This window comes from Nocardioides sp. Soil796 (genome assembly GCF_001429525.1).
Taxonomy (GTDB): domain Bacteria; phylum Actinomycetota; class Actinomycetes; order Propionibacteriales; family Nocardioidaceae; genus Nocardioides.
The window spans coordinates 826,751-853,073 of sequence record NZ_LMSQ01000018.1; the positions used below are offsets into that span (position 1 = coordinate 826,751).

At 68.5% G+C, this 26,323-nt stretch carries 27 protein-coding genes and 2 pseudogenes; 6 read left to right on the top strand and 23 right to left on the bottom strand.

Annotation, left to right across the window (positions count from 1 at the left end):
• Nucleotides 1-51 precede the first annotated feature (51 nt).
• The 16 genes and pseudogenes from ASH02_RS15340 to ASH02_RS27565 all read right to left on the bottom strand — a co-directional run.
• Nucleotides 52-1,122 (bottom strand): zinc-dependent alcohol dehydrogenase, encoded by a 1,071-nt coding sequence (locus tag ASH02_RS15340; RefSeq protein WP_057295020.1) that lies wholly within the window; start codon nt 1,120-1,122, stop codon nt 52-54.
• A gap of 95 nt (nt 1,123-1,217) precedes the next feature.
• Complete coding sequence (locus tag ASH02_RS15345; protein ID WP_056688526.1) at nt 1,218-1,688, bottom strand: TIGR03618 family F420-dependent PPOX class oxidoreductase; 471 nt, start codon at nt 1,686-1,688, stop codon at nt 1,218-1,220.
• A 218-nt stretch (nt 1,689-1,906) separates the two neighbouring features.
• A complete protein-coding gene (locus ASH02_RS26130; protein WP_057295021.1) occupies nt 1,907-3,334 on the bottom strand; it encodes a nucleoside recognition domain-containing protein in 1,428 nt (475 codons plus the stop codon).
• Entirely contained in the window at nt 3,331-4,233 is a 903-nt protein-coding gene (locus ASH02_RS26135) for a FeoB small GTPase domain-containing protein (protein WP_200959158.1), read from the bottom strand. Before ASH02_RS26135 ends, ASH02_RS26130 begins: the two co-directional genes overlap by 4 nt.
• Complete coding sequence (locus ASH02_RS15360; protein WP_057295022.1) at nt 4,230-4,463, bottom strand: FeoA family protein; 234 nt, start codon at nt 4,461-4,463, stop codon at nt 4,230-4,232. The genes ASH02_RS26135 and ASH02_RS15360 overlap by 4 nt, the downstream gene beginning before the upstream one ends.
• Nucleotides 4,460-4,807: a hypothetical protein gene (locus ASH02_RS15365; RefSeq protein WP_057295023.1), complete on the bottom strand. Its 348-nt coding sequence runs from the start codon at nt 4,805-4,807 to the stop codon at nt 4,460-4,462. Before ASH02_RS15365 ends, ASH02_RS15360 begins: the two co-directional genes overlap by 4 nt.
• A 24-nt stretch (nt 4,808-4,831) precedes the next feature.
• Nucleotides 4,832-5,059, bottom strand: a complete 228-nt coding sequence (locus ASH02_RS15370) for a hypothetical protein (protein WP_056688537.1) — start codon at nt 5,057-5,059, stop codon at nt 4,832-4,834.
• Nucleotides 5,060-5,071: 12 nt separating this feature from the next.
• Nucleotides 5,072-6,721, bottom strand: a complete 1,650-nt coding sequence (gene groL, locus ASH02_RS15375) for a chaperonin GroEL (RefSeq protein WP_056688936.1) — start codon at nt 6,719-6,721, stop codon at nt 5,072-5,074.
• A gap of 98 nt (nt 6,722-6,819) precedes the next feature.
• Nucleotides 6,820-7,845 (bottom strand): NAD(P)-dependent alcohol dehydrogenase, encoded by a 1,026-nt coding sequence (locus ASH02_RS15380; protein WP_057295024.1) that lies wholly within the window; start codon nt 7,843-7,845, stop codon nt 6,820-6,822.
• Complete coding sequence (locus ASH02_RS15385) at nt 7,842-8,597, bottom strand: iron-sulfur cluster assembly protein (RefSeq protein WP_056688543.1); 756 nt, start codon at nt 8,595-8,597, stop codon at nt 7,842-7,844. The genes ASH02_RS15380 and ASH02_RS15385 overlap by 4 nt, the downstream gene beginning before the upstream one ends.
• Entirely contained in the window at nt 8,594-9,637 is a 1,044-nt protein-coding gene (locus ASH02_RS15390; RefSeq protein WP_057295025.1) for an amidohydrolase family protein, read from the bottom strand. The genes ASH02_RS15385 and ASH02_RS15390 overlap by 4 nt, the downstream gene beginning before the upstream one ends.
• A gap of 108 nt (nt 9,638-9,745) precedes the next feature.
• Complete coding sequence (gene mimD, locus ASH02_RS15395) at nt 9,746-10,084, bottom strand: propane 2-monooxygenase effector subunit MimD (protein ID WP_156388542.1); 339 nt, start codon at nt 10,082-10,084, stop codon at nt 9,746-9,748.
• Nucleotides 10,085-10,086: 2 nt separating this feature from the next.
• On the bottom strand, nt 10,087-11,193 hold the full coding sequence (locus ASH02_RS15400; RefSeq protein ID WP_056890239.1) for an aromatic/alkene monooxygenase hydroxylase subunit beta: 1,107 nt from the start codon (nt 11,191-11,193) through the stop codon (nt 10,087-10,089).
• Between the two features lie 72 nt (nt 11,194-11,265).
• Nucleotides 11,266-12,315 (bottom strand): FAD-binding oxidoreductase, encoded by a 1,050-nt coding sequence (locus tag ASH02_RS15405; RefSeq protein ID WP_057295026.1) that lies wholly within the window; start codon nt 12,313-12,315, stop codon nt 11,266-11,268.
• A gap of 215 nt (nt 12,316-12,530) precedes the next feature.
• Nucleotides 12,531-13,611, bottom strand: a pseudogene (locus ASH02_RS27560) (hypothetical protein); the annotation flags it as partial.
• Nucleotide 13,612: 1 nt separating this feature from the next.
• Nucleotides 13,613-14,105 (bottom strand): annotated as a pseudogene (locus tag ASH02_RS27565) (hypothetical protein); the annotation flags it as partial.
• Nucleotides 14,106-14,216: 111 nt separating this feature from the next.
• Here ASH02_RS27565 and ASH02_RS15415 point away from each other — a divergent pair.
• On the top strand, nt 14,217-15,899 hold the full coding sequence (locus tag ASH02_RS15415) for a sigma-54-dependent Fis family transcriptional regulator (RefSeq protein ID WP_200959160.1): 1,683 nt from the start codon (nt 14,217-14,219) through the stop codon (nt 15,897-15,899).
• 144 nt (nt 15,900-16,043) lie between these two features.
• Nucleotides 16,044-16,367: a putative quinol monooxygenase gene (locus ASH02_RS15420; RefSeq protein ID WP_057295028.1), complete on the top strand. Its 324-nt coding sequence runs from the start codon at nt 16,044-16,046 to the stop codon at nt 16,365-16,367.
• Between the two features lie 90 nt (nt 16,368-16,457).
• On the opposite strand, the gene ASH02_RS15425 is transcribed toward ASH02_RS15420, so the two are convergent.
• The 5 genes from ASH02_RS15425 to ASH02_RS15445 form a co-directional block, all read right to left on the bottom strand.
• The gene (locus ASH02_RS15425; protein WP_156409780.1) at nt 16,458-17,015 is read right to left on the bottom strand and encodes a hypothetical protein; all 558 of its coding nucleotides are present in this window, start codon (nt 17,013-17,015) and stop codon (nt 16,458-16,460) included.
• A gap of 148 nt (nt 17,016-17,163) precedes the next feature.
• Entirely contained in the window at nt 17,164-17,529 is a 366-nt protein-coding gene (locus tag ASH02_RS15430; protein WP_056688567.1) for a phosphomannose isomerase type II C-terminal cupin domain, read from the bottom strand.
• Nucleotides 17,530-17,700: 171 nt separating this feature from the next.
• Nucleotides 17,701-18,663, bottom strand: coding sequence for a CAF17-like 4Fe-4S cluster assembly/insertion protein YgfZ (ygfZ, locus tag ASH02_RS15435; protein ID WP_056688570.1), 963 nt, complete (start codon nt 18,661-18,663; stop codon nt 17,701-17,703).
• Nucleotides 18,664-18,887: 224 nt separating this feature from the next.
• The gene (locus tag ASH02_RS15440) at nt 18,888-19,304 is read right to left on the bottom strand and encodes a Fur family transcriptional regulator (protein WP_056688573.1); all 417 of its coding nucleotides are present in this window, start codon (nt 19,302-19,304) and stop codon (nt 18,888-18,890) included.
• 10 nt (nt 19,305-19,314) lie between these two features.
• Complete coding sequence (locus ASH02_RS15445) at nt 19,315-19,809, bottom strand: FABP family protein (RefSeq protein ID WP_056688576.1); 495 nt, start codon at nt 19,807-19,809, stop codon at nt 19,315-19,317.
• Between the two features lie 110 nt (nt 19,810-19,919).
• Here ASH02_RS15445 and ASH02_RS15450 point away from each other — a divergent pair, with 110 nt between their 5' ends.
• Nucleotides 19,920-20,282 carry a DsrE family protein gene (locus tag ASH02_RS15450; RefSeq protein WP_057295030.1) on the top strand — a complete coding sequence of 121 codons (363 nt, stop codon included), beginning with the start codon at nt 19,920-19,922 and terminating at the stop codon, nt 20,280-20,282.
• 57 nt (nt 20,283-20,339) lie between these two features.
• Here ASH02_RS15450 and ASH02_RS15455 read toward each other — a convergent pair whose 3' ends face one another.
• Both ASH02_RS15455 and ASH02_RS15460 read right to left on the bottom strand, forming a co-directional pair.
• A complete protein-coding gene (locus ASH02_RS15455) occupies nt 20,340-20,948 on the bottom strand; it encodes an arsenate reductase/protein-tyrosine-phosphatase family protein (RefSeq protein WP_056688584.1) in 609 nt (202 codons plus the stop codon).
• Between the two features lie 30 nt (nt 20,949-20,978).
• Nucleotides 20,979-22,607, bottom strand: a complete 1,629-nt coding sequence (locus tag ASH02_RS15460; RefSeq protein WP_057295031.1) for a sugar transferase — start codon at nt 22,605-22,607, stop codon at nt 20,979-20,981.
• 139 nt (nt 22,608-22,746) lie between these two features.
• Between ASH02_RS15460 and ASH02_RS15465 the strand changes: the two genes are divergently transcribed.
• The 3 genes from ASH02_RS15465 to ASH02_RS15475 are packed head-to-tail and all read left to right on the top strand — an operon-like array spanning nt 22,747 to nt 26,322.
• A complete protein-coding gene (locus ASH02_RS15465) occupies nt 22,747-24,132 on the top strand; it encodes a polysaccharide biosynthesis tyrosine autokinase (RefSeq protein ID WP_056688590.1) in 1,386 nt (461 codons plus the stop codon).
• A 1-nt stretch (nt 24,133) separates the two neighbouring features.
• Nucleotides 24,134-25,540: an O-antigen ligase family protein gene (locus tag ASH02_RS15470; RefSeq protein ID WP_057295032.1), complete on the top strand. Its 1,407-nt coding sequence runs from the start codon at nt 24,134-24,136 to the stop codon at nt 25,538-25,540.
• Entirely contained in the window at nt 25,537-26,322 is a 786-nt protein-coding gene (locus ASH02_RS15475; protein ID WP_057295033.1) for an FkbM family methyltransferase, read from the top strand. The genes ASH02_RS15470 and ASH02_RS15475 overlap by 4 nt, the downstream gene beginning before the upstream one ends.
• Nucleotide 26,323 lies beyond the last annotated feature (1 nt).

Here is a 26,323-nt window from a genome sequence, read left to right on the forward strand (position 1 = left end):
GCCATTGATGGTGGGGACGGAGTGGAAGGACGACGTTCGCGGCGGCCCTCATCACGCGTGCGGGTTCACCAGCACCTTGGTGTGACTGCTCTTGCCCGAGTCGAGCTCCTCGAGGAGGTCGCCGAGTTCGGACAGGCTGACGGTGCCGGTGTGCAGCGGGGCAACGTCGATCCTCTTCTCGGCGATCAACCGGATGGTCGCGACGAAATCGTCGTGGTTGTAGGCCAGGGAGCCGATGACGGTCAGCTCGCGGACCTGCCAGTCGCCGTAGCTCACCGTCGAGGTGTCCAGCGGGAAGCCGAGCAGGGCAAGCGTGCCGCCGCGGCGTACGAGTTCGGCGGACGGCTGCAGTAGTGCGGCGACGCCCGTGCATTCGTAGAGCACGTCGGCGCCACGGCCGTCGGTCATGGCCTCCACGCGAGCCTTCAGCTCGCTCGGGTCCACCACATCGGTGAATCCGAGACCGGTGGCCATGTCGCGACGCGCGGACGAGGGCTCGGAGACGATGACGTGGCCGGCACCGGCGTTGCGTGCGTTCTGCGCGGTCAACAGTCCGATCGGGCCGGCTCCCTGGACAACGACGATGGCGCCGGGGGCCGCGGCGACCCGGCGTACGGCGTGGAAGGTGACGGTGGCGGGCTCGACCAGGGCAGCCTCGATGTCGGTGACCTCGTCCGGGACCGGGATGAGCCGGCGGGCCGAGACATGCACCTGACCGGCGAAGGCGCCGTGCTCGGGGGCTTCCGGGTCGACGCCATTTGCTTCGGCGAAGGCGGTGTCGCACTGGCGCGTGTGTCCGGCGACGCACTGGGAGCAGGTGCCGCAGGCCGGTCCGACACCGCCGACGACGCGCTGGCCGACGTCGAGTCCGGTCACTCCGTCTCCGACGGCGCTCACGCGTCCGGTCCACTCGTGGCCGAACACGGCCGGGGGCAGCATGTGCCCGTCGGTGTAGCCGTGGACGTCGGTGCCACAGACGCCGGTGTAGGTGATGTCAACGATGGCGCGGCCCGGCTCAGGCAGGGTGAGCGTCTCGTTCGACTCGTGCAGTGTGCGGGGTCCGGTGACGGTCACCACCGGGTGTGCCTTGGGCGTGCCGCTCTCGTTCACTGCGCCGGCCATGGCTCCACTCCTTCGGTTCGCAGGGCTGTGCGCCCATTTGGTTGAATATTCAACAATCATACCCGGCAACCCCAGCGATGGACCCTGCTGGTCGATCAGGCCAGGCGCGTCGGGAAGCCGCCGGTCGCGATGGGACCCCACGTGGTGGGCGTGATGCGCAGCAGCGACTTGCCCTGGTCGAGCATCGCCTGGCGGTATTCGGCCCAGTCGGAATGCTCACCGGCAATGTTGCGGAAGTACTCGACGAAGGCGTCCAGGGCTTCGTCACCTTCGGTGGCGTCGAGGACCTCGCACGTTCCTGAGACCTGCACCCAGGCTCCGTTCCACTCGTCGGAGACCACCACCACGGAGACGTCGGGACGTCGTCGCACGTTGCGGGTCTTGGCGCGCTCGGGGTAGCTGGCGATCACCAGCCGGCCGGAGTCGTCGACGCCGCCGGACACCGGCGAGGCCTGCACGCCCCCGTCGGCTCGTTGGGTGATCAGAAGCATGTGGTGGCGCGGGCGGACGAACTCGAGCAGTCCGTCGAGGTCGACCTTGGTGTTGGTGGCGATCGTGCGGGCCATGGTCGCTCCGTTCGGGGAGGGGAACGTGTCACCTCAACCCTAGTGCGCCCGGCCCAAGGGTTGAGGCCTGCGCGAGCGGGTGCCCCGTGAGCCCACCGCGCCCCTTCCCGCATGTAACGCGCTGTCCATGACGGTGTGCACCCGGCTGGCGGGGTGTGAGGTGGCGACAGGGGCGCGGTGGTGCCGGTGTACGGCGGCCCTGTGTTGTTCTGCCTGGGCTAGAACGTCCGCCAGGCGAGGGCGACGAGGGCGCAGACCAGGCCGGCCAGCCCCAGTGGCAGGAGGGTGGCGAGGGTTGTCCATTTCAGGGAGTGCGTTTCGCGCCAGATCGTGAGCATGGTGGTGCTGCAGGGGTTGTGGAGCAGGCAGAAGAGCATCAGGTTCACCGCCGTCAGGAGGGTCCAGCCTCCGATGTCGATCAGCACGGTGCCGGCTTGGGTGTCGGAGAGGTTGACCATCACCCCGGCGGCTGCGTCGGCGGCGGGTGCACCTGGGGTGTGGCCGAGGGTGAGGGTGAGCATCAGGATGGTCGGGATGACGATCTCGTTGGCGGGGATGGCGACCAGGTAGGCGAGCAGGATGATCCCGTTGAGGCCGAGCACCCACCCGACGGGTTCGAGGCCGGTCACGAGGTGCGCGGCCAGGGTGGTGCCGCCGAGGTGGAGGTTGCCGAGCAGCCAGATCACCGCACCGGCCGGGGCGGCCATCACCAGTGCCCGGCGCAGCACCTTGTAGGTGCGGTCGATCATGCTGGTGTAGATGGTGCGCCAGACCTGGGGTGGCCGGTAGGGCGGCAGCTCGAGGGAGTAGACCGAGGTCTCGCCCCGCAGCACGGTGCGGGACAGGACCCATGACACGGCCAGGGTGGTGAGGATGCCGAGTACGGCGACGAGGACCACGCTCCCGGCGGCGAGGACCCCGGCGAGGGCGGGTGGTGCGAGGGAGCCGATGAAGATCGTGCCCATCAGGATCAGGGTGGGCCATCTGCCGTTGCAGACGCTGAAGTTGTTGGTGATGATCGCGATCAGCCGCTCGCGGGGACTGTCGATGATGCGGGTGGCCGTCACGCCGGCGGCGTTGCAGCCGTAGCCCATCATCATGGTGAGGGACTGCTTGCCGTGGGCGCCGGCGCCGGCGAAGAGGCGGTCGAGGTTGAACGCCACGCGGGGCAGGTAGCCGAAGTCTTCCAGGAGGGTGAAGAGCGGGAAGAAGATCGCCATCGGTGGCAGCATCACCGCCACCACCCAGGCCGTGCCCAGGTACACCCCGTCGACCAGGAGGCCGGTGACCCACCAGGGCGAGCCGACCACCTCGAAGCCGGCGCGGAGCCAGGTGTGGCCGTGGTCGACGAGCAGCACGTAGAGCAGGTCCGAGGGGACCGCGGCACCGGCGATGGTGAACCAGAAGACCGCGTAGAACAGTGCCCCCATCACCACGAAGCCCCACACCCGGTGGGTCAGCGCCCGGTCGAGGACCTGGTCGAACGCCGGACGCCGCGCGGCACCGTCGGCCACAGGAGTGGTCACACTGGCGCGTGCGATCCGGGCCGCGTCGTCGAAGATCGAGGTCACCACACCGTCACCGAAGTCCTCCGGCAGGGTGCGCCGCAACCGGGCCGCGCTGTCGAGGACTGAATCCCTGCTCATGAGGCCAGCCGTCCCGTCTGCTGGCGGGCCAGCTCGCCGAGGGTGCCGTCCTGGACGGCGCGCTCGATGCCGGGGTCGCCCTCGAGCAGCCGCAACGCCACCCAGCGCGCGTTGGCGATGCCGGGGAACTCCTCGCGCAGTTGGGCGGCCAGCTCGTCGACGGCCCGCGAGACGTCCGGCTCGAACTTCTGCTTGCGCAACCGCCGCCCCGATCCATGGCCGTGCCCGTGCCCGGGTGCGTGTCCGGGTGCGTGGCCGTGTCCGGGTGCGTGGCCGTGTCCGGATGTGTGTCCGGGTGCCGATTCGGCGATCGCGGCCAGCAGCTCCGACATGCCCTCGCCGCGTCGGGCCACCATCGGCACCGCCGGTACGCCGAGTGCCCGGGTCAGGTGGCGTACGTCGATCTCGACGCCATGCCGCCTCGCCTCGTCCATCAGGTTGAGGGCCACCACGACCCGGTCGGTGACCTGCAGGATCTGCAGCACCAGGTTGAGGTTGCGTTCCAGCCGGGTCGCATCGACCACCACCACGGTCACGTCGGGGTCCCCGAAGAGCAGGAAGTCGCGTGCCACCTCCTCGTCGCTGCTGGTGGAGAGCAGCGAGTAGGCGCCGGGCAGGTCGACCACCTTGAACCCACGCTCACCGAACCCGTAGGAGCCCTCGGCCCGGGTGACCGTCGTACCGGGCCAGTTGCCCACGTGCTGCCGCAGGCCGGTCAACGCGTTGAAGACCGTGCTCTTGCCGGTGTTCGGGTTGCCGGCAAGAGCAACCACCACGTCGGCATCGTCGGCGGCCACGCCGAACCTCTTGAGGTTCGCGACGCCGTGCAGGGCGCAGGTTCCACAGGCCGGACCGGCGGCCCCGGGAGACTCGTTCGGCATCGGCAGATCGACGTTCATCGCTCGCCCCACAGGACGACATGGATGCCACGGGCCTGCACCCGACGCAACGCGATCACCGTGTCCCGGACCCGGTACGCCGTCGGATCACCCAGAGGACTGGTGCCCTCGGCCGTCACCTCAACACCCGGCAACACCCCAAGATCCATCAACCGACGCCGCGCCGCACCCTTCGCATCGAGACCGGTCACCATCGCCCGCCCGGAGCGGGGCAGCTCGTCGAGGGTCATCGCCGCACCTCAGAGGGAACCAGGGCCCTGTCGCCGGCCCGGTAGGGCTCCGGGTCGCCGAGGGCCGCCCTGGCGTGCTCCATCCCGTGCGCGGTCAGGGTCACCCACCCATTGCCCCCGGCCTCCACGAGACCGTGCTCGTGGAGGCCGCGCAGGGTGACCCTGGCCGCAGCGCTCGAGGTGCCGACGCGTACGGCGATCGTCGCGACGGTGGCCCTTTCACGAACGTCGGCGAGGGCGAAGACCGCCGAGAGGAACGCGGCGAACCCCTGCTCCAGCTCGGGGTCGCAGCAGGTCCCCCGGTCGACGGCCGACCGGTCGTGGGAGGTGGACACCATCGTCATGCCGTGACCCTAGGGTGATCCACTTCACACCCCTGTCGCAATTTGAGAAAGCACGATGAGCGCGATGCCACCGAGCAGCACGGCCGTCGCCGCGACCAGGAGGACCGGCGACAGCCGGTTGCTGAGCCGGAGCCGGCCGGCCAGGCAGGTGGGCACCATGTCGGGCGTGACGTGGCCTGCTGCCGCGTTGCGCAGCAGCAGGCTCGTCACGAGCAATGCACCGACGGCCACCAGGAGCAGTCCGCTGTCCATTGCCCGATCACCTCAGTAGATGTTCGAGGGCCGGACCATGCCCTCGGCCAGGTCGCCGAAGCCGGGCGCCATGATCGCTCCCGGGTTCCCGAAGACTTCCTCGACCACTGCGGTCTCGGTGGTGATCAGCAGCGCGGCGATCGAGGCGGCACTCTCCAGCGCGGCCCTGGTCACCTTGAACGGGTCGATGACACCGTCGACGAACATGTCGACGTACTCACCCGACAGCGCGTTGAAACCCTGCGCGGGCGGCAACGTGGCCACCTTCTCGACCACCTCGTCGCCGTCGTAGCCGGCGTTGATCGAGATCCAGCGCAGCGGCTCGGCCAGTGCTCGCCGTACGACCTCACGGCCGACCGCGTCGTCGCCGGTCAGCTCCACCCGCGACACCGCGTCCTGGGCGTGCACGAGTGCAGCGCCGCCGCCGGCCACCACCCCTTCCTCGAGCGCGGCCCGGGTCGCGGACAGGGCGTCGTCGACGCGCAGCATCCGCTCCCTGAGCTCGACGCTGGTAGCGCCTCCGACCTTGATCACCGCGACCGTGCCGGCCAGCCGGGCGAGCCTCAGCTGCAGGCTGTCCTGGTCGGCGTCGAGCCGGGCCCGCTCGAACTGGGTCTCCAGCTGCTTGATGCGGGCATCGAGCAGCTCCTTCTCACCGTGCCCACCGACCATCGTGGTGTCGCTCTCGGTGATCGTGATCCGATCGCAGGAGCCGAGGTGCGCAGCGGTGACCTCGCTCAGCTCGAGCCCGGTGTCCTTGGCGATCACCTGACCGCCCAGAGCCACCGCGAGGTCCTGCAGCTCGGCGACGCGGCGGTGCCCGAAACCGGGAGCGCGGACGACGACCGACTGCATGGTGTTGTGCATGTTGCCGCCGACCAGGAGCTGCAACGCCGGCCCGTCGACGTCCTCGGCGAGGACCACCAAGGGCCGTTCAGCGCGCTTGGCGAGCTCGAGGGTCGGCATGATGTCCTGGACCTGGCTGATCTTCTTGTTCGTCAGCAGGATCACCGGGTTCTGGTAGACCGTCTCCATCTTCTCCTGGTCGGTGACCATGTAGCCGGAGATGTAGCCGTGGTCGAACTCGATGCCGTCGACCACGTCGACCGAGAGGCCCAGGGACTCCGACTCCTCGGTGGTGACGATGCCGTTGCGACCGACCCGGGCCACCGCCTCGGCGATCACGACGCCGATCGACTCGTCGTCGCTGGCCGCCAGGGTGGCGATCCGCTCGAGGTCCTCCTGCCCGGTGACGTCGACGGCCATCTCGGCCAGGGTCTCGATCAGGACCGGGATGGTGCGCTCGATCCCGCGACGCACGCGCATCGGGTTGGCACCCGCAGTGACCGCGGCCATCCCCTCACGGACCATCGCCTGGGCGAGCACGGTGGCGGTCGTGGTGCCGTCACCGACCACCCCGTTCGTCTTCATCGCGACTTCCTTGACCAGCTGGGCGCCCATGTTGGCGAACGGCTCCCGCAGCTGGATCTCCTTGGCGATGGTCACCCCGTCGTTGGTGATCGTGGGTGGGCCGGTGAGCTTCTCCAGGACGGCGTTGCGTCCCTTCGGGCCCAGCGTCACCTTGACCGCGTCGGCCAGGGCGTTGACCCCGGACTCGAGCAGTCGCCGAGCGTCTTCGTTGAATCGCAGTTCCTTTGCCATGTCGAGCAACCCTTCACGTAGTGATCGATGGTCTGTTGATGGGTGGGTGGTGGGTAGGTGATCCGTGGGTGGGGTGGTGGGTCGGTGCGGTCGGGCCGTCAGGGCACGAGGATCGCCCGGCCCCTGACCCGGCCGGCGTCGAGATCGTCGAGCGCCCGCTGGAAGTCCTCCAGTGGGTACGTCGTCGTGTGCAGGCGTACGTCGCCCCTGGCCGCGAGGACCATGAGCTCCTGCAGGTCGTTGTAGGAGCCGACGAGGTTGCCGATGAAGTTGATCTCTGTGGAGATCACGTCGATCGTCGGGACGTTGATGTTCTCGCCGTACCCGACGACGTAGTAGTTACCGGCCCGGCGCAGCATCGCGATGCCCTCGGCGGTCGCGCCGCCCTCACCGACGAAGTCGACGACGGCCTCGGCCCCGTTGCCACCGGTGAGCTCCAGCACCTTCTCGACGTGGTTGCCGTCGGCCAGGATCGCGTGGTCGGCGCCGATCTCGAGGGCCAGGTCGAGGGCCGCCTGGTTGCGGTCCACGACGACCAGCGTGGCCGCGGAGATCGCCTTCATCACCTGGATGCCGATGTGGCCGAGCCCCCCGGCGCCGATCATCACGCAGACGTCTCCCGGTCGCGTGGCGGCGGCCGTCTTGGCGACCGCGTGGTACGCCGTCAGGCCGGCGTCAGCGAGCGCGGCCACGTCGGCCGGTTCCAGCGAGTCGTCGATCCTGACGACGCTGCGCGCGTTGGTGAGCAAGTACTCGGCGTACCCGCCGTGGGTGTCGATGCCCGGGAACTGGCTGTTCTCACAGTGCACGTCGTCACCGAAGCGGCACGCGCGGCACAGGCCGCAGGTCATCAACGGGTGCAGGATCACCTTGTCCCCCACTGCGACGTTGGTAACCGCGTCGCCCAGGGCGTGCACCCAGCCGGCGTTCTCGTGGCCGATCGTGTACGGGAGCTCGACGCCGGACTTGGCCTCCCACTGGCCCTCGAGGACGTGCAGGTCAGTGCGGCAGACCCCCGCGCCACCGATCCTGACGACGACGTCGAACGGTCCCTGCACCTCGGGGTCGGGAACCTCTGTCAACTGCATCTTGGTGTGGTAGCCCACGACCTGCACTGCCTTCATGACGCCCTCCTTGCTGACCCGCCACTCGAGGAGCGGGTGTTGGTGATGCGGGTGGCGAGGTCCTCCCCCTCCTCGTAGCGCGTGGCCAGCAGCCCGCGGCAGAAGTGGGAGTTGCCCTCGATGGAGATCCGTACGGCCTTGGCGAAGCGGAGTCGCAACGGCACCTCGTCCGGCGGCACGGGTTCCCCGTGCTCGTCGACGAACACCCGTGCGTGGGGGCCGATGCCCAGCCCGATCGCCGTACGCCGCCGCAGCAGCGCCTCCTTGAGCCGTCCGCCAGGCAGGTTGTTCAGCCGCAGGCGGTAGATGTCCGCCACGGTGAGGCCGGAGTGCTTGAGCCGGTCCTCGATGCAGCGCTCCATGGCCGCGGTGTGCGCCTTGCGCTGGAAGATCAGCCGTAGCTCGTCGAGGCTGTCCTCGGCCTCGACCCCGAAGGTGCCCCGGTAGCCGGCGTCCGCGGCCAACCCGGCGTTGATCTTGTCGGAGTCGTGGTGGTCGTCCAGGAACACCCGGACCTGACCGATGTCCTCCACGCGACGCAGCGCGTCCACGGCGTCGGAGGTCATCAGGTAGGCGAAGTTCGGTGAGCAGAACGACGTCGGCAGCCGCACGTGCACGGTGACACCGGTGTCGTCGATGGCCACCGAGCGGACGAAGCCCAGGTCCGTGATGGGCTCGTCCAGCTCGGGGTCGAGCACCGTCGACAGCTCGGCCATCACTTCGGACTCGAGGGACGTGGCCAGGAGTGTCATGACGCCACGGCCTGCTTCGCGCCCGGGGCGACCTCCGTCTCGGCGTCGCCGGCCGAGGTCGGCAACCGGAGGTGCTCGGGCACCTCGATGTCGTAGAGCGCGGCGGCATTGAGCCCCAGGATCTTCTTCTTCTGGTCGGTGGTGATCTGCGCGTAGTCGGTGAGGTCCTCGGGGATCTGGAAGTCCACGAACTTCTCGATCAGCCACTTCGGCGTCCACAGCGCGTAGTCGCTGGAGAACGTCATCTTGTCCTCGCCCACCCAGTAGAGGAGCTCGCCGATCACCTCGGCGAAGTAGCGCGGCCGGGTGTGGATGAACGGCATCACGACCGAGAGCCCGGCGTACACGTTCGACTCCTGGGTGGCGATCCAGCAGAAGTCCTCCAGGCGCGGCAGTCCGCAGTGCTCGACGATGAAGTTCAGGTCGAGGTAGTCCGAGGCCACGGCGTCGACGTCGGCGACGTCGAAGGCGTCGCGGTCCAACGGCTTGAGGGTCGGGCCCTTGTGCACGTGGATGTTGGTGATCCCCAGCTCGAGGCACTTCTCGAGGTAGGTGCGACAGCCCGGGTCGCTGAGCTTGTAGCCACGCGAGTCGCCGTGCCATTCAGCCGTGTAGAGCTTGACGCCCCGGAGGTCGAACTTCTCGGCGTCTTCCACGAGCTGCTTGAGACCCGCCTCACCGTTGCGCGGGTCGAAGGAGTGGTTGTAGGTCAGCTTGTCCGGGTGCTTCTGGGTCAGGGCCCAGCTCTCGTCGGAGCAGGAGAACCCCCGCTCGTAGAACTCCATCAGCATCGTGGACTGGAAGATGGCGTGGTCGACGTACCCGTCGTCGAAGAGGTCCTTCATGAGGCGCTCGCCGCCGTAGTAGACGTACTCCTCGTAGCTCCACTTCTCGGAGTCGGGGCTCAGGTTGCTGTGGTAGTCGAAGAAGCAGTCGATGAACTCCTGTCCGTGGACGTTCTTCTGGTTCTCCTTGCGGCCGTCCCACAGGTGAACGTGACTGTCGACGATGAAGTAGTTCTCGCCATCCTTGGTGTACATGTCGTGCCTCGCTTCTCGTGCGTCTGGTGGTCTGTTGGTCTGTTGGTCTGCTGCTGGTCCCGCCCGGGGCCACAGACCCGGGCCCCGGACGGGACGCTCGTGGGTGGCTCAGCTGCTGGCCGTGAGGTCGAAGCCGATGTACTCGGCCGCGTCCTCCGGGCTGGCGAACAACATGGTCTTGTCGTCCAGGTGCACCATCCGGCCGTAGTGCGTGGAGCTGATCTCCTCGAAGACCGAGCCGTCGAACTCCGTGCCGAGTGCGTCGGTCAGCTCGTCGTACTCGAACTCGAGGAGCCGGACTCCGTCGACGCGGATCATCGAGGGGTACTCGGTCAGCTCGACGCCGTCCTTGCCGCCCATGACCTCCGCGACGACGCGCCCGATCGGGGTGTTCATCAGGGTGACGCCACACATGTTGGAGAACTCCGTGGCGGATCCGAATTGCATGTTCACTGGTCAAGCTCCTTCGGGATGTCGAGGCCGAGGTCCTCGAGGAGGGATACGAACTTCGCGGTGGCGTTGGCCTGGCTGGTCGCGAACGTGACCGGCTTCTCGGCGGCCTGGGACCAGATCGGCTGGAGGGCGTGGGCGGCCTCCTGGCAGCGGGGCACCCACTTGGCGAGCCACGAGCCGAAGAGCTCCTTGTTGGCCGCGCCGTGCTCCTCGTCCTGGGTGAGCAGGCGGAACAGCACCCGGGTGTAGCCCAGGTCGCGGTCGTAGTCGTTCTCGCCGGTGCCGACCAGGGTCGGGGTGATGTAGTCGCTGTTGCGGGCCGCGACCTGCATCACCAGCTCGGTGCGGAACAGGGACCCGATCAGCTGCTCGAAGACGATGTTGGTGGCGAACAACAGCTCGCACCAGTCGCCCACGGCGGTCAGCTGCTCGACGACCTCACGGGTGGGCTGCCACTCCGGCGCCTCCTGCCAGACCTCCTTGTGCGCCGAACCCTCGAACGCGACGTCGGCCTCCGCGAGGTCCAGGTTGAACAGCGCCAGGTCCTGGGCGAAGCGCATCTTGTGGGCGGCGTTGAAGGCCACGGCGGTGTTGATCATGTTGGTGGGGCCCGAGCGCTGAATCGAGGTGAACACGTGCAGCGCCAGACCGTTCTCGGCGTGCATCCACGCGCCCACGTTGCGCTCGATGAACTTCAGCCACGGGCCGTTCCACGAGTCGTAGACCCGGGCCCGCTTGGCGTTCTTCAGGCACAGCTCGACCTGGTGCACCACGGCGGAGTTGTTGCGGTAGATCGACTGCTCCCACTCCTCGTTGGGGTCGAGGAACGCGTGCCAGTTCGACGACTTCGCCGTCGTCCACTCCTGGGGGTAGCCGCCGGGACCGTCCCCGAAGCCGTAGATCCACCCTTGGGTGAGGTGCCGTTCGGGGTCAGGCTGTACGTCGACGGTGACGTCTTCGTACATCGTGGCCCGCAGCTTGGCCGGCTTGTAGTAGTTGTAGCTGCGACTCTTCGAGCTCGGGAAGGTCAGCGCTCCGGCCTCCGAGTCGGTGAACTCGATCTTCGGAAAGCTCCGTTCCTTCTGATCGGTGATGTCTGCCATGTCTTTCAACTCCTTGGTTGATCTGCTTGTTGATCTGCCGGGTTGATCTGCTTTGTTCGGCTCGGGTGGTGCTCAGTCCCCGGTCACGGGGCTGGTGAACGAGTCGTGGAAGACCTGGTCCTTCGGCACCCCGTGCTGCTCGAGGAACTCCATCGCCGCGTCGACCATCGGCGGCGGACCGCACAGGTAGACCTCGGCCTTGTTCAGGCTCTCCTCGCGGCGGGCCACCACGTCGGTGACATTGCCGGCCTCGGCCTCGAACGGGTACGCCGCGGGGTCCTCGGGCATCGACTCGGACAGGCAGACGACGAACTCGAAGTCCCGCAGGCCCTTGCCGATCGTGGTGATCAGGTCGACGTAGAAGAGATCCTCGGCCGTCCTGGCGCCGTAGTAGAAGCGCACCGGCCTGGTGCTCCCGGTTTCCTCGAGGCACCGGAGCAGGGACAGGATCGGCGCCATGCCCGCGCCGCCGCCGATGCAGACCACCGGCAGCACGTGACCCTCCTTGAGGGTGAACGACCCGTAGGGGCCGGTCAGCTTGATCTCGTCGCCGACCGACAGGCCCTCGTCGAGCAGGGCGGAGAACTTCCCGCCCGCGTACTTCTTGATCAGGAACTCGACCTCGCCCGGTGTCGACTGGGTCGTCGCCATCGAGAACGAGCGGGTCTCGTCGGTGCCGGGGATGGTCAGGTCGGCGTACTGCCCGGGCTTGAAGTCGTACGTCGTGGGCTCGGTCGCCGTCAGTCGCAGGGACACGATGTCGCGGGTCATCGGCTCGATCGCCGCGATCCTGGTCGTCACGTCCTGGATCGGGACGCCGCCGAGCAGCTCGTCCTCGTCGAAGTTGAGCAGCTCGATGGTGCAGTCGCTGTAGGCGTGGGCCCGGCAGAGCAGGACGTAGCCCTCGTCGACCTCGGCATCGTTGCAGGCGAACGTGGAGTAGCGCTCCATCTGGATCTCGCCGTCCAGCACGTAGGACTTGCAGGCCGAGCACTGGCCTTCGCGACAGCCGTGCATCAGGTGGATGCCCTGGCGGAACGCGGCGTCCAGGATCTTCTCGTCCTCGCCGACGTCCATCTCGATGTCGACGGGCTCGAAGTAGATCTTGTGCGTCTCGGGCATGGGGGCTCCTCTCGTCGTGATGCTTCGATGTCCGTGGGGGCGGGTTGGCGGGAAGGTTGTCGGCCGGGTTGGCGGGAAGGTTGTCGGCCGGGTTGGCGGGAAGGTTGTCGGCAGGGTCGGCGGGAAGGTTGTCGGCAGGGTCGGCGGCGCCGCTGATTCGTGGCGGCGCCGCCGACCCGTGCTGGCCGAGAGTCCCGGCGGCGGACGAAGGTCGCTCAGGCGATCTTCGACATGTCGTTCAGCCGGTACTCGGCGATGTGCTTCTCGCGCTCGTCGTCGGACATCTGGTTCAGGAGCACGTTGGGGCTCATGAACTGGATGCCGCGCACGTCGTCGAGGGTCCACATCTTCTTCGGGTCATCGAGGTGGAGGTGCGGCTGACCGATGAGGGTCTTGCCGTCGTCGCGCACATAGCCCAGGTCCTCGACGATGTCGGCGAGGTCCTTGTCGTGGTGCAGTGTCTCCCACTCGCGGAAGCCGGTGAGGCGACCCATGTTGGGCGTCTCGCGACCCTCGTACTCCGCACGGAACGCGACGGCGTCGGTCCAGTGGCAGGTCTCGGAGCAGTAGGTCTTCCACTGGCCGTCGACCTTCTCGCACACGGTGTCCTCGCGGATGAGGCACGGCACCATGCAGGTCCAGCAGCGGTGCGGGTAGTTGTACCCCACGTCCTCGAAGGCGATCGGCTTGTTGTTGCCGGGGTAGGCGAGCCGGTTGTAGTTCTCCCACCACGCGCCGAACTTGCTGTACCAGCCTGGGTACTTCTCCTCGAACCACTCGAAGTCCGTGTCGGTCATCGTGTCGATCCGCCAGTAGTTGACCGGCCAACCGGTGGCGAAGAACTGCGCGACGCGGTGCACGTAGTCCTTGTTGACGATCCGGTTCCAGGCCTCCTCGACCAGGTCGTGCGGGATGGTCAGCCCGTACTTCTCCAGCGGGAGGAGGTAGCTGCGGTAGTAGTCGTCGTAGATCCAGCGACGCCACATCTCGGCGTAGCTCTCGCGGTCCTTGCGGCGGTCCTTGGTGCCGTACTCGATGAAGGTGCCGATCGCGGCGTCGACCACGCAGTGGTTGTTCCACCAGGCGTAGCGCATGTCGCGCTCGAGGAGGGGCCGGTTGCGCTCGTCAGCCAGCGCCATCAGCAGGATGGAGTAGCCGTTGGAGATGTGCCGGGACTCGTCGGACTGGACCGAGTGGAAGACCGTCGGCAGCAGGTAGTCGCCGTTGGCGGCCGCCTCGTCGGGCATCGCGACGAACAGCGTGTTGGTGAACGCCGTCTCGGCGACCACCGTGAGGNTGCCGGCGTAGTTGTTGGCGAACGCCTTCTCCGTCATGTCGAAGCCGGCCGGGTCGATGTAGTTGTTCATGTACAGCTTCTTGAGGTTCATCTGGATCGTCGAGTGACGCACCTCGTCGATCATCTGGACCGCAAGCCCGTTGTGGATCTCCGGGTTCGGGACCGCGTCGATGGCCATCGGCATCGCACGGGCCGCCGAGATCTCCGGGAACGGGATGATCGAGAGGAACAGCTTCTGCCACTCGAGCCAGCGCTGCTGGACCTGGCGGAACATGTTGCCGCGGATGGCGCCGTCCATGGCGCCGTACACACGGTTGTCCTTCTCCTCCTCCATCGGGAAGTAGGACCGCATGATCTGCTTGAGCGGGTCCTTCTTGGGTGCCTTCTCGAACGTGTAGTCGGTGCCGAAGCGGGTTGCCGGGGTGGCGAAGGTCGGCTCCCAGGTGAGTTCGCTGATCTTGGCGTGGGCCTTGGTGAGACTCTGTCTGCTCATGTTGCCTCCTAGGTCGGGGCGGGGAGAGCACTGATGAAACCGGGGGGCGAACCCCGGTCCTGTCTCAATGTGAGACGCGGGTCACATCCGGCGGCGGTAGCCTGAGTTTTCGTGAGCACAGTCCGCCCGTTCATCCGCATCTCGTGGGAGCGCTCACTCGCCTCCCGCGTCGACACGGACCACCCAGACCCGACGTACGTGGAGAGCGCCCCCGAGTCGGTGCTCCTGCGCGCGGCCCGCCCCGTGCTGGCCTCACTCTCCGACGAGCTGGCCAACGAGCCGGCGTGCCTGATCCTCACCGACAGCAACGGCGTCGTGCTCCAGCGCGGCGGCGGCGACTCCCACCTGCTCAAGGCACTCGACGCCGTCCACCTCGCACCCGGGTTCTGCTACGCCGAGCAGGACGTCGGCACCAACGGCATCGGCACCGCCCTGGAGATCGGCGCGCCGATCCTGGTGAACGGCAACGAGCACTACACCGGCAACCTGCGACAGTTCTCCTGTGCCGGCGCCCTGATCAACCACCCGGTCACCGGAGCCCTGCTCGGCGTCATCGACATCAGCACGAAGGCCGAGAACTCCAACTCCCTGCTGCTGTCGTTCGCCAAGCTGGCTGCCCGTCGCATCCAGGAGCGGATCCTGGAGGAGGCCAACGAGCTCGACAGCGCCCTGCTCGGCGGCTACTACGCCGCATGCCGCCACTCCGGGGGCCCGGTGATCGCGGTCGGCGAGAAGGTCTTCATGATGAACGCGCTGGCCCAGCAGCACTTCGACGCCACGGACCAGGCGGCGCTGCTCGACCAGACCCGCGAGGCAGTGGGCATGCAGGACCCGTGCACCTTCCTGGCCGACCTGCCCAGCGGGGTCATCGCACGGATGGCCTACCAGCCGACCTTCGCCGGAACGGCGCTCGCGGGCGGGATCATCCAGATCAAGGAGCAACGGACGGCCGGACATGTGCCCCGGCCGCGCGGGCCGGCCCTTCCCGGCATGGCGGGTGCCAGCGCGGTGTGGCGCCACGTCACCCAGGAGCTGCTCGAGACCGTCGCCAAGCGCGAGTGGGTGGTGCTCCAGGGAGAGTCCGGCGCGGGCACGCACACGCTGGTCACCGCCGTCCACCAGCACAGCGGGTCCAACCGCCAGCTGAGCGTGCTGGACGTCGAGACCGCGGGCGCGGACCTCGTGCAGCGGGCGCGCGCGGAGCTGGAAGCCGGGACAGACCTCGTGGTCCGTCACGCCCACGCACTCGACGAGACGCAGCTCGACGAGCTCACCGAGCTGTTCCAGGAGATCCAGGACGCATCGGTCGCCCAGGACCCCTGGGTGGCCCTGACCACGCGAGCCGGCGCGGTCGACGACAAGCTCGACCTCCACCTGCTGCACTTCTTCCCGCGCACCGTGCTGGTGCCGCCCCTGCGGCACCACCTCGAGGACGTGCCGGCGCTGGTGCGCCTGCTGCTGAACCGTGCCGGCGCACCCGAGCTGATCCTGTCCAAGCCGGCGATGAACCAGCTCATGCGGCTCCCGTGGTCCGGGAACGTCACGCACCTGAAGCAGGTGATGAGCGCGATCGTGCGGGTCCGCCGGTCCGGCGTCGTGGAGGTGGAGGACCTGCCGCCGGAATGCCGTGCCACCACCCGTCGCAACCTGACGCGGATGGAGACCCTCGAGCGCGACGCCGTGATCGACGCCCTCGCCGACCACGGCAACGACAAGTCCGCCGCCGCTGAGGCACTCGGGATGTCACGGGCCACGATCTACCGCAAGATCCGCGACTACGGCATCGTCACCTGACCCCGCCCCCTCGCGAGTAACGCGGGGTTACGGTCGCTCCACACGCGTTGTGCCGCGGGCGAAGCGTCAACAGCACCGCTGAAGTGCCGGCGTACGGTCTCAAATCGAGACTGCGATCCTCCGCCGGCGTGGTTTGCTGGGGCGATGATCTTCATCACCGCAAAGTTCCTGGTCCGCCCCGAGAGCGTCGATGCCTGGCCCGAGATCACCCGGGAGTTCACCGAGGCCACCCGCGCCGAGGAGGGTTGCCTGTGGTTCGACTGGTCACGCAGCCTGGACGACCCGACGGAGTTCGTTCTCGTCGAGGCCTTCCGTGACGGTGAGGCCGGTGGGGCTCACGTCGGCTCGCAGCACTTCAAGGACGCCCAGAAGAACCTGCCGCCGCACCTGGTCGAGACCCCGCGCATCGTCTCGCTCGAGGCCCCCGGCGACGACTGGTCGCGACTCGGAGAGCTCGCCGTCGACTGATCCACGGTCGCCGGCGTACGGCGGCACTACCGCGCCCCTCTTGACGCTGTGCACCCGGCCAGAGGGGTGCACAGCGTCGTGGACAGCGCGTTACTCGCGGAGGGCGACGACGCGCCACGGCGGCACGAACCCGTCGCCGATCCGCTCGTCCCAGACATGGAACGTCGCCCGGATGCTCTCGGCGGTCTCGGCAGTGGTCTGGTTCTGCGGACCGGAGGCGATCGCCAGCAGGCCGTAGTGGAACAGCGAGGCCACCTGAGCCTCAGGCGTGTCCTTGAGCCGCTCCAACTCGCCGACCGCGGCGCCGAGGAATCGGGTCACCAGCTGATGTACGCCGTGTCCCCCGCGCCCCGCGAACCGATGTGCGCCGTCCACGATCGCCGTACGGGCCGCGGCCGCAGCGGCGTCCCGGTCATCGGGTTCGACGACCAGGTCCACGGCTGCCGAGTCGGCGGCGGCCCTGAGCAGCAGGCTGGCGATCGCGGCACCGTGCTCCACCGTGTACGGCGCCGTCGGCGCGTCCGGGCCGAGCAGGTGAACGGCCAGGGCATCGAGATAGATCAGCTCCATGGCAGGCATGGCCTCCACACGGAGTCGGGCCAGGCCCTCGGCACTGTGACTCTGCCAGTCCACTGGCGCGGCGTTCATCGACGGCTCCTCTGCTCGGCTCGATCCGGCGTCCGCCTCGGTCACCCTCGTCGATCAGAGGGGCTCGATGCGGCCACCTGTCATTGAACCGGTGCTGAACCGGCCCGACGTCTCAATGTGAGACGCGGGCCGAGCCGTGACGTCTGCCTCAGGCCTTGGCTTCTTCGTCCTCGCGGCCGTAGTCGTCCTCGAGGCGGCAGATGTCGTCCTCGCCGGTGTAGGCGCCGTGCTGCACCTCGACGATGACGAGCTCCTCGGAGTGCTCGTTGGTGATGCGGTGCGCAGCGCCGACGGCGACGTCGATCGACTCGCCGGGGCCGGCCACGATGGTCTCGCCGTCGATGACACAGGTGGCGATGCCGAAGATGATCACCCAGTGCTCGGAGCGGTGCTTGTGGGTCTGGTAGGACAGCCGCTGACCGGGCTTCACCTGGATCCGCTTGACCTTGTAGCCCTGGTTCTCATCCAGGACGTGCCACGATCCCCACGGACGCTCGGCAGATTCGAGAGCCATACCTATCCATTCCTTCGACGGGACTACGGCCGACAGCCTACGGGTCGCGGGTTGTCCCGACCAACCACCACCCGGCGACGTTCGACACGCCAGCATCGACAGCGCGGAACATCGCAGGCATCACGTGACCCGGATCTTCCGCGTTGTCGCGTTCCGCGCTCCTCGTGCCGGTCAGCCGCGAAGGTTGGGCCGCACGTGGAGACCGGCGTCGGGGTCGACGATGACCTCCTGGCCGGCGGGCATGCCGTCGACGGTGAGGTCGGCATCTGTCGGCACGTTGCGCTTGACCATCGCCAGCGCGATCGGGCCGAGCTCGTGGTGGCGTGCCGACGTACCGACGAAGCCGACCGCCTTGTCACCGTGGTGGACCTCGGCGCCCTGGTCGGGCAGCCGGTTCTCCGAACCGTCGAGGTGCAGCAGGGTCAGGCGACGCGGCGGACGACCGAGCGTGTGCACGCGGGCCACCGTCTCCTGGCCGCGGTAGCAGCCCTTGTCGAGGTGGACCGCGGTGGTGATCCAGCCGGCCTCGTTCGGGATGGTGCGGTGGTCCGTGTCGAGGCCGAGTCGCGGCTCACCGCGGGCGATCCGCAGCGCCTCGAAGGCCCACAGGCCAGCTGCCGGGCCGGCCGCCTCGGCGTACGCCGTCAAGCGGTCGCGCGGGATGAACTCGTAGCCGTCGAACGGGACGCCGATGCGCTTGGAGGGGCGCCAGGCCACCGCGGTGTCAGCGGTGACGTCGTCGACCTCGACCCGCATCATGAACCGCATCTTGAGCAGGAAGTCGATCAGCGCCTGGGCCTGGCCCGGCTCGACGTGGGCGGTGAAGGTCTCGCTGTCGGCATCGTCCACGCCGTACATCGCGTGCTCGACGTGGCCCTGCGGGCTCAGGATCAACGCCATCGTCGGGCGTCCGGAGCCGAGCTCGCTCTCGTGCTGCGTGGTCAGGTTGTGCAACCAGGTCAGTCGGTCCGGGCCGGTCAGGCGGATGACCTCGCGGTGCGACAGGTCGACGAAGCCGTCGCCGGCCTCGAGCGCGCGCTGCTCGGTGTTGAAGGAGCCGTAGTGCGCGGCGACATCGGCGTCGATGCCGTTGCCGGAGACCGCACCGGGCAGGTCGAGGAGAGGGCTGGTCACGCTCCCCAGCGTACGTCGTGCGTTCAGGGCCGCATGTCGGTGGTTTCCTGACGGACCCGTCCCTCGAGCCCCTCGATGACGGTGGGCGTGGCGGCACCCCCCATTTGGGGGTCGAACGGCTTGACAGATCTCGCTAGTGTGGACGATTGCGCGGGTCGCAGCCCTCCCCCCGATTGGGCTGCGGCCCGTCTCCCTTTTCCGGGGCCGGACGCCACGGCCGCACGCTATCCGGGGAGGCAGTCGGCGCAGTGTCCGAACACCGTGAGGTGCCCGATGTCGGCGACGAAACCGAACTCGTCGTCGAGCCTCCGCGCCACCGGGGCCACCACGTCGGGATCGACCGAGACCACCTTGTGGCAGTCCCGGCAGACGATGTGGAAGTGCTCGTGCTCGCCCACCGAGTGGTACGTCGGAGCGCGGTCGCTGAGGTGCGCGTGGCGAACCAGCCCGAGCTCCTCGAGGACCTCGAGGTTGCGGTAGATCGTCGAGGCGTTGACCGCGGCGGAGTGCTTGCGGACCTCGGTCAGGATCTCGTCGGGGGTGGCGTGCTCGAGCGCCTCGACAGCCCGGAGGATCAGCTCGCGCTGCGCGGTGAGCCGCTTGCCGCTCGAGCGGATCCGGTCCGCGAAGTCGTCACTCATGTCTGGCCACTCACTGGCGCTGGAGGCGCGCCCAGATGTGCGGTTGCAGGCCCTGGCCCATCGCGGCCATGTCGAACGCGTAGAGCAGGTCGCCCTCGACGTACCCGTAGAGACGCTTGCCGGCGGTGTACTCCTTGGCGGTCTCGGTGCGGGCGATCGCGTCGGTGACGATCTCCATGCGGGCCTCGCCCGCGGTGCCGTACCAGATCTCGGTGAAGCCGGTGTTGTGCGCCATCACGACCTCGACCTTTCCCTCGGGCTTGCAGCGCACGAAGCCGGTCTCGATCGCGGCGTCGCGGACCTTGTTGCCCTCGTCGTCGACGACCCAGGCACGCGCCATGTAGTGGAAGAACGGGCGGCCGTCGTGGGTGAAGATCAGCTCCTGGCCGAACTCGAACTTCTCGATCGTCGGGTAGTCGCCGTGGCCGTTGCCACGCCAGGTGCCCAGCATCCAGGCGATGGGGGCGCAGTCGGGGTGCAGGTTGTCAGGGAGCTCGAACGGCATGGGCGGCAGTCTAGTCCGCGACCCGGACCATCAAGAGTTCCCGGTTCGCGCATCAAGGATCCACGGTTGGCGCATCAAGAACCCACGGTTCGCGCAGATAGGGTCGGGGCATGGCTCGCAGACTCTTGATCAAGGTGACCTGTGGCGTCGAGGACCCCGAACGCTGCAACCAGGCGTTCACGGTCGCCGCGGCGGCGGCTGTGTCCGGCGTCGACGTCGGACTCTGGCTGACCGGCGAGGCGGCATGGTTCGCCGTACCCGGCAAGGCGGAGGAGTTCTCGCTGCCGCTGGCCACGCCCCTGGCAGACCTGCTGGCCACCGTTCGCGAGGCCGGGCAGGTCACGCTCTGCACGCAGTGCGCGGACCGTCGTTCGATCACCACCGCGGACGCGTACGACGACATCCGCATCGCCGGAGCGCCGGTCTTCGTCGAGGAAGCCCTGGGCGACGGAGTGCAGGCGCTGGTCTACTGACCCAGGCATCGCTGAAGGGAATCCGGCGGAATCCGCGCGATTTCCTGCAGCGTCGAGTCAGACCGGGTCCAGCAGGATCGCGGCCAGGCGGTCGATCTGGTCGGCCATCAGTGCGGCGACGCCGTCGTAGGTCTCCGGCGAGCGCCCGATCGGGTCCGCGATGTCGTACTCCTCGAGGCGAAGGGCGCCACGACCTTCGGCGCATTCCTCGACCAGCCGGCGGAGGCGCTGGTCGTCGGACACGACCGGTGCATGCGTGCGCTTGCCGGGCTGTACCTCGCCCGCGGCCCGGTGCGCTTCGGCGAGCGCGACGAACTCCAGCAACGTGAAGGTGCGTCTCAGCGCCCGCGGCGCCTCCTCGAGCAGCCGCGACCGGATGTCGCGGGTGGCGGCCAGGACCAGCCCACCGGTGTCGGCGACGGTCGCGTCGACCAGTCCTGACTGGAACTGGCGCGCGGTGAATCCGTCCGGGGACCCGCCGCGTTCGACCAGGGTGCGCGCCGACTCGGGGTGCATCGGGCGGCCGGCCATCGCCCGGACTCCGGCGCTGGAGACCTCGAACCGGTCACCGATGCCCAGCGCGTCCAGGCGCGTGCGCAGCAACCGTTCGGCGAACGGGGAGCGGCACACGTTGCCGATGCAGACGAACAGGACGGGGAAGCTCACCTCGAAAGGCTAGTTGGTCGGCGAAGCCCGTCAGTAGGCGCCGCGACCGAGCAACACGGCCCGGACCGTCTTCAGCATGATGATCACGTCACCGATCAGCGACCAGTTGTCGACGTAGTACAGGTCCATCCGCACGGCCTCGTCGAACGACAGGTCGCTGCGACCGGAGACCTGCCACAGCCCGGTCAGCCCGGGGCGCACCAGCAGCCGGCGGTGCATGTCGACCGGGTAGTCCTCGACCTCGGCGGGCAGCGGCGGGCGCGGGCCGACCACGCTCATCTCGCCGGAGAGCACGTTGACCAGCTGCGGCAGCTCGTCGAGGGAGAACTTGCGCAGGAAGTGGCCCAGGCGGGTGATCCGCGGGTCGTCCTTCACCTTGAACAGCACGCCGTCGGCCTCGTTCATCGCCGCCACCTCGGCCAGCCGGCGGTCGGCGTCGACGACCATCGAGCGGAACTTCAGCATCCGGAACGTGCCACCGTCGCGACCGCTGCGGGTCTGGCGGTAGAACACCGGCCCGCCGTCCTGCAGCTTGATGGCCAGCGCAATCAGTGCCATCAACGGGGAGAGTACGACGAGCATCGCCGAGGCCACCACGACGTCGAAGATGCGCTTGACCAACCCGCCGGCGCGACCGACCTGGGGCTTGTCGACGTGCACCAGCGGCAGCCCCCCGACCTGGCGCATGTGGATGCGGGGGCCGGCCACGTCGATCAGGCCCGGCACTACGACGAGGTCGACGTCGAGCGTCTCGAGCTGCCAGCCGATGCGCCGCAGCGCCTGGGAGGACGTGTGACCACCACCGGCCACCAGCACCGTGTCGGCGCCGGTGAGCTCGCAGGCGGCGACGATGTCGTCGCTGCCGCCGAGGATCGGCACCGACGGCTCCGAGCTGAGCTCACCGAGGTGGTGGGACGGCACGCAGGCACCGACCAACGTGTAGCCCGCCCACGAGAGTCGTTCGAGGCTGGCCTTCACCTCGTCGAGCGCGGTCGGTGAGCACACCGCGACCACCCGTGCGTGCAGGCGACCGGTCTGACGCAGGTGGTGCAGGACCTTGCGGACGGCGTACCGCGTGGAGAGCAGGAGGACCGTGCCGACCGCGAAGCAGAGGATCACGTAGCCGCGGGAGATGTTGCTGCGACTGAGGAACGACACGGTGCCGACCGCGCCCACCGCCATCAGGGAGGCGATCGCGACCCGGCGGAACTCCTCCGTGCCTCCGCCGAGGTTGCGGCGTGCGTAGGCGCCACCGAGGGCAAGGCAGACCAGCCAGAGCAGGAAGACGAACGGGGTCATCCCGCTCAACAACGCGAACTCGAGATAGGTGTCCTTCTCGAGGACCCCGTCGAGCCGGGCCCGGAACGAGACCGCGATGAAGGCGGTCAGGGCCAGGACGAGCACGTCGCACAGCGCCACGACCGCCACCACCCGAGAGAGGCGGCGGGCGAGCGGCACGCGCCGCGGGGGGAGGTCGAGTGCGGCGTCCTGCTGGGCCGTCGGAGCCTGGGCCCCCGGAGCCCGGGGACCGGGCTTTCGGGCCAGCGGAACCGACGCCGTACGCACGGGGTGGACGCTCGGCGTGAGGTCGGTCAGGGCGACCCCGGCTGCAGGCAGCGTGGCACCGTGACGCACCGTGCGCGGAGCGAGCTCCGTCATGCTCGACCTCATTCCCGGATGGCGGGTTCTCGGGAGGTCAACGAGCCATCCGCGGAGAGGTCACGGACGCGCCGGACGAGTAACGGATCGCCCTAGACTTCGTTGACCTGACGACAGCACCTCTATGCAAAGGTTCGGCGTGGACTTCAAAGACCTGATGCGCACTGCCCGGCGACGCTGGAAGACCATCGTCGCCCTGTTCCTGGTCGCCCTGGTGGCCGCCGGTGCGTATTCCTTCCTCGTGACTCCTCAGTACCAGTCGACTGCCCGCGTGTTCATCTCCACCGACGTCGAGGACTCGTCCGAGGCGATCGCCGCCAGCCTCGTGTCGTCCGGCCGGGTGGCGTCGTACGCCGATCTCGCCACGAGCCGCGAGATCATGTTGAAGGTCATCAAGGAGCTCGGCCTCAAGCAGTCGCCCGAGGAGCTCGCCAGCCAGATCAAGGCCGAGGTCGAGCCACTCACGGTCATCATCGACGTCACCGTGACCGACCCCGACCCCAAGGCCGCGCAGCTGATCGCGGAGGCGCACTCCGAGCAGCTCACCAAGTTCATCACCCGCGTCGACGCTCCTGACCGCGCGGCGACGCCGATCCGCGCGACGGTGGCTGACCCGGCCAGCTACAGCTCCGACCCGGTCTCCCCGCGCACACTCCTGAACCTCGTCGTCGCGGGCCTGATCGGCCTGGTCATCGGCTTCGGTGTCGCAGTGCTGCGCGAGATCACCGACAACACGGTCAAGACCGCCGAAGACGTGCGCAAGATCAGCGGTGTCGGCGTGGTGGCTTCCATCGGGTACGACGCCGACGTGCCCAAGCACCCCCTGCTGACCGACCTCAACGGCTTCGCACCGCGTGCCGAGGCGTTCCGCGTGCTGCGCACCAACCTCGACTACCTCGACCTCGACGCCCAGCCGAAGTCGTTCGTGATCACCAGCGCACTGCCCGGCGAGGGCAAGACCACCACCTCGACCAACCTGGCCGTGGCGCTGGCCCAGGCCGGACGCCGGGTGCTGCTGGTCGACGGCGACCTGCGCCGTCCGCGGATCGCCGGGCTGCTCGGACTCGAGGGCCGGGTCGGACTGACCACCGTGCTGGTCGGCAAGACCTCGCTGGTCGACAGCATCCAGCAGCACACCGAGACCGGCGTCGACTTCCTCAGCGGCGGCCCGATCCCGCCGAACCCCACCGAGGTGCTGCAGTCCAACGCCACCCGCGACCTGATCGGCAAGCTGCGCGACATGTACGACGTGGTCATCATCGACGCTCCCCCACTGCTGCCGGTGGCCGACGCGGCGATCCTGGCCCGCGCGGCAGACGGTGCCCTGCTGGTCACCCGTCACGGCAAGACGACCAAGGAGCAGCTGCACGACGCCTGCCAGCGCATCGAGCAGGTCGACGCCAAGCTGTACGGCGTGATCGTCAACATGGCCCCGCGTCGCAGCAACCAGGACTATTACTACTACTACGCCGACGAGGACGACGCGGCGAACAAGACCGGCCGCTGGGTCTCGCTGAAGCCCTGAGATGAAGCCTGTCGCCACCTACGGTTCGGGCCTGCTGGTCCTGGCCGGCCTGCTGGCGCTGGCCTCCGTCAACACGATCACGATGATCCTGGCGGTGGTCCTCGCCGTCGGGCTCACCATGCTGGTCGCCCTCGGCACCGAGCGCCTCGGCACCCTTGCCATGATCGCGGCGATGGTGTTCGCACCGCTCAACAACGTGCGTCCCGCCGAGGCCGTCAACTTCGTGACGTTCAGCGATCTGTTCTTCGCCGCCGGCTTCGGACTGCTGGTGCCGACGATGCTGATGCGCAAGTCCCGGGTGCCGACCGGTTTCGCCGTCGCGGGCAGCCTGATCCTGGTCCTCACCGTGATCGCGTCGCTGCTCAACGAGGCGCCACTGATGAGCCTCAACTACGGGTTCCGCCTGGTCGCCGCGGTCGTCGTACTGCCGTTCCTGTTCCTGTGGTGGCGACCCTCGATCAAGCTGATCGACGGGTTGGCGTGGTCGTTCGTGGCCGGGCAGGTGATCAGCCTGGTCGGCGGCATGGTGGTCGGGGCCAACCCCAACGGCCGCTACATGGGCCTGACCACGCACACGAACTTCTTCGCACTCGGCGCCCTGATGTCGTTCGCGATGTTGATCCACCTCTACTCCCGCTACGAGACCACCGGCATGCGGTTGCTGGTCTGGGCTGCGGGCGGCGCGGTGATCGCCAGCGCGATCCTCTCCGGTTCGCGGGCCTCGCTCCTCGGCATGGTGATGCTGGCGGTGCTCTACCCGCTCGTGGAGCGCTCGGTGCTGTCGGCGTACCTCGTGGTGTCGGCGGCGATCCTCGGCCTGGCATCGCTGAACTGGCTGATCTCGATCGCCGGCGAGAGCTCGGCGCTGGCCCGGCTGAAGGGCGACTCGACCGCGTCGTACTCCGACCAGGCCCGCGAGCGCGCGTTCACCACCGGCGTCCAGGAGTTTCTCGCAAAACCCTTGCAGGGCAACGGATTCGACATCACCGCACTCGACGCGCACAACGTCTACCTGCAGGTCGCGGTGGGCATCGGCATCTTCGGCGCGGTGGCCTTTGTGATGGTGCTCTGGAACCTCGTCGTGCCACTGTTCCGGCCCGGCCCGTTGCGGCGGCTGGGCTACGTGCCGCTGGCGTACGCCGCGGTCGCGGTGATCACGAACTCACTGTGGGACAGGTTCGTCTGGGCCGGCCTGGCGCTGGCCGCACTGGCCGCCGTCTACTCGGACGACGACGTGCCCGCCGACCCGTCGCCAGTTCCCGCCGACCCGTCGCCAGTTTCGGGCGACCCGTCGCCAGTTTCGGGCGCCCCGTCGTCGCGGCGTTCCGCGACCAACCTGACTGCCTGGGAGCAGTCGTTCACCGCGGGCAAGCACCGCGCCCCCACCCACACCCCGGAGATCATGTGAGCCGCCGTCCCGCCCTCGCCGCACGCCGCGTGAGGCAGACCCTGCAGTACGCCAACGGCGCGTCGCTGCTGTTCAACCTCGCCTCCGCGCGGACACCGTGGGCGCGGCCGTCGCTGACCTACCGGCTGCGCGGCGGCGGCACGGTCTCCTGCCCCAACGTGGCCGGTGCCCGGGTGCCGATCTACGAGGTGTTCTCCGAGGACACCTACCGCATGAAGGAGACGATCTCGGGCCTTCCACCGTCGCTGGTCGCCCTCGACATCGGCGGCCAGGTCGGGTGCTTCTCACTTGCCCTGGTGCGTGCCGCCAAGCGGGTGCAGGTGCACGCCTACGAGGCATCGCCGTCGACCGCCGCGTGGCTGCGCCGCAACGTGACCGACAACGGCTTCTCCGCGTCGATCACGGTCCACGCCACCGCGGTCTCCGACCACGAGGGCACGATCTCGTTCAACGACAACGGCCAGGCCTCCGGCCTGAACGGGCTGACCGCTCCCGATGGCACCCTGGTGGAGGTGCCGTGCATCCGCTTCGCGGCTGCCGTCGCCGCGGCCGGGGGGCGGGTCGACCTGGTCAAGATCGACACCGAGGGCGCTGAGTACGACATCGTCCTGGGCTCCTCGCCCTCCGACTGGGCGTCGGTCTCGCGCGTGGTCATGGAGTACCACGACGTGCCGGGCCACTCGTGGGACGAGCTGCACGCGTTCTTCACCTCGTGCGGCTTCACCCTGCGCCGCCACGAGCCAGCCGGCCCGCGCCAGGGCACCGTCTGGTTGGCGCGCTGAC

Coding starts and splice junctions, on each gene's coding strand:
- ASH02_RS15380 (WP_057295024.1), bottom strand. CDS start 7,845: ATGAAGGCAGTGCAGGTCGTGGGCTACCACACCAAGATGCAGTTGACA.
- ASH02_RS15400 (WP_056890239.1), bottom strand. CDS start 11,193: ATGGCAGACATCACCGATCAGAAGGAACGGAGCTTTCCGAAGATCGAG.
- ASH02_RS15405 (WP_057295026.1), bottom strand. CDS start 12,315: ATGCCCGAGACGCACAAGATCTACTTCGAGCCCGTCGACATCGAGATG.
- mimD (WP_156388542.1), bottom strand. CDS start 10,084: ATGCAATTCGGATCCGCCACGGAGTTCTCCAACATGTGTGGCGTCACC.
- ASH02_RS15390 (WP_057295025.1), bottom strand. CDS start 9,637: ATGTACACCAAGGATGGCGAGAACTACTTCATCGTCGACAGTCACGTT.
- ASH02_RS15430 (WP_056688567.1), bottom strand. CDS start 17,529: ATGGCTCTCGAATCTGCCGAGCGTCCGTGGGGATCGTGGCACGTCCTG.
- ASH02_RS15365 (WP_057295023.1), bottom strand. CDS start 4,807: ATGACGATGGTGTCCACCTCCCACGACCGGTCGGCCGTCGACCGGGGG.
- ASH02_RS26135 (WP_200959158.1), bottom strand. CDS start 4,233: ATGAACGTCGATCTGCCGATGCCGAACGAGTCTCCCGGGGCCGCCGGT.
- ASH02_RS15360 (WP_057295022.1), bottom strand. CDS start 4,463: ATGACCCTCGACGAGCTGCCCCGCTCCGGGCGGGCGATGGTGACCGGT.
- ASH02_RS26130 (WP_057295021.1), bottom strand. CDS start 3,334: ATGAGCAGGGATTCAGTCCTCGACAGCGCGGCCCGGTTGCGGCGCACC.
- ASH02_RS15450 (WP_057295030.1), top strand. CDS start 19,920: ATGGCTCGCAGACTCTTGATCAAGGTGACCTGTGGCGTCGAGGACCCC.
- ASH02_RS15470 (WP_057295032.1), top strand. CDS start 24,134: ATGAAGCCTGTCGCCACCTACGGTTCGGGCCTGCTGGTCCTGGCCGGC.
- ASH02_RS15440 (WP_056688573.1), bottom strand. CDS start 19,304: ATGAGTGACGACTTCGCGGACCGGATCCGCTCGAGCGGCAAGCGGCTC.
- ASH02_RS15425 (WP_156409780.1), bottom strand. CDS start 17,015: ATGAACGCCGCGCCAGTGGACTGGCAGAGTCACAGTGCCGAGGGCCTG.
- ASH02_RS15345 (WP_056688526.1), bottom strand. CDS start 1,688: ATGGCCCGCACGATCGCCACCAACACCAAGGTCGACCTCGACGGACTG.
- ASH02_RS15460 (WP_057295031.1), bottom strand. CDS start 22,607: ATGACGGAGCTCGCTCCGCGCACGGTGCGTCACGGTGCCACGCTGCCT.
- ASH02_RS15420 (WP_057295028.1), top strand. CDS start 16,044: ATGATCTTCATCACCGCAAAGTTCCTGGTCCGCCCCGAGAGCGTCGAT.
- ASH02_RS15385 (WP_056688543.1), bottom strand. CDS start 8,597: ATGACACTCCTGGCCACGTCCCTCGAGTCCGAAGTGATGGCCGAGCTG.
- ASH02_RS15445 (WP_056688576.1), bottom strand. CDS start 19,809: ATGCCGTTCGAGCTCCCTGACAACCTGCACCCCGACTGCGCCCCCATC.
- ASH02_RS15370 (WP_056688537.1), bottom strand. CDS start 5,059: ATGGACAGCGGACTGCTCCTGGTGGCCGTCGGTGCATTGCTCGTGACG.
- ASH02_RS15340 (WP_057295020.1), bottom strand. CDS start 1,122: ATGGCCGGCGCAGTGAACGAGAGCGGCACGCCCAAGGCACACCCGGTG.
- groL (WP_056688936.1), bottom strand. CDS start 6,721: ATGGCAAAGGAACTGCGATTCAACGAAGACGCTCGGCGACTGCTCGAG.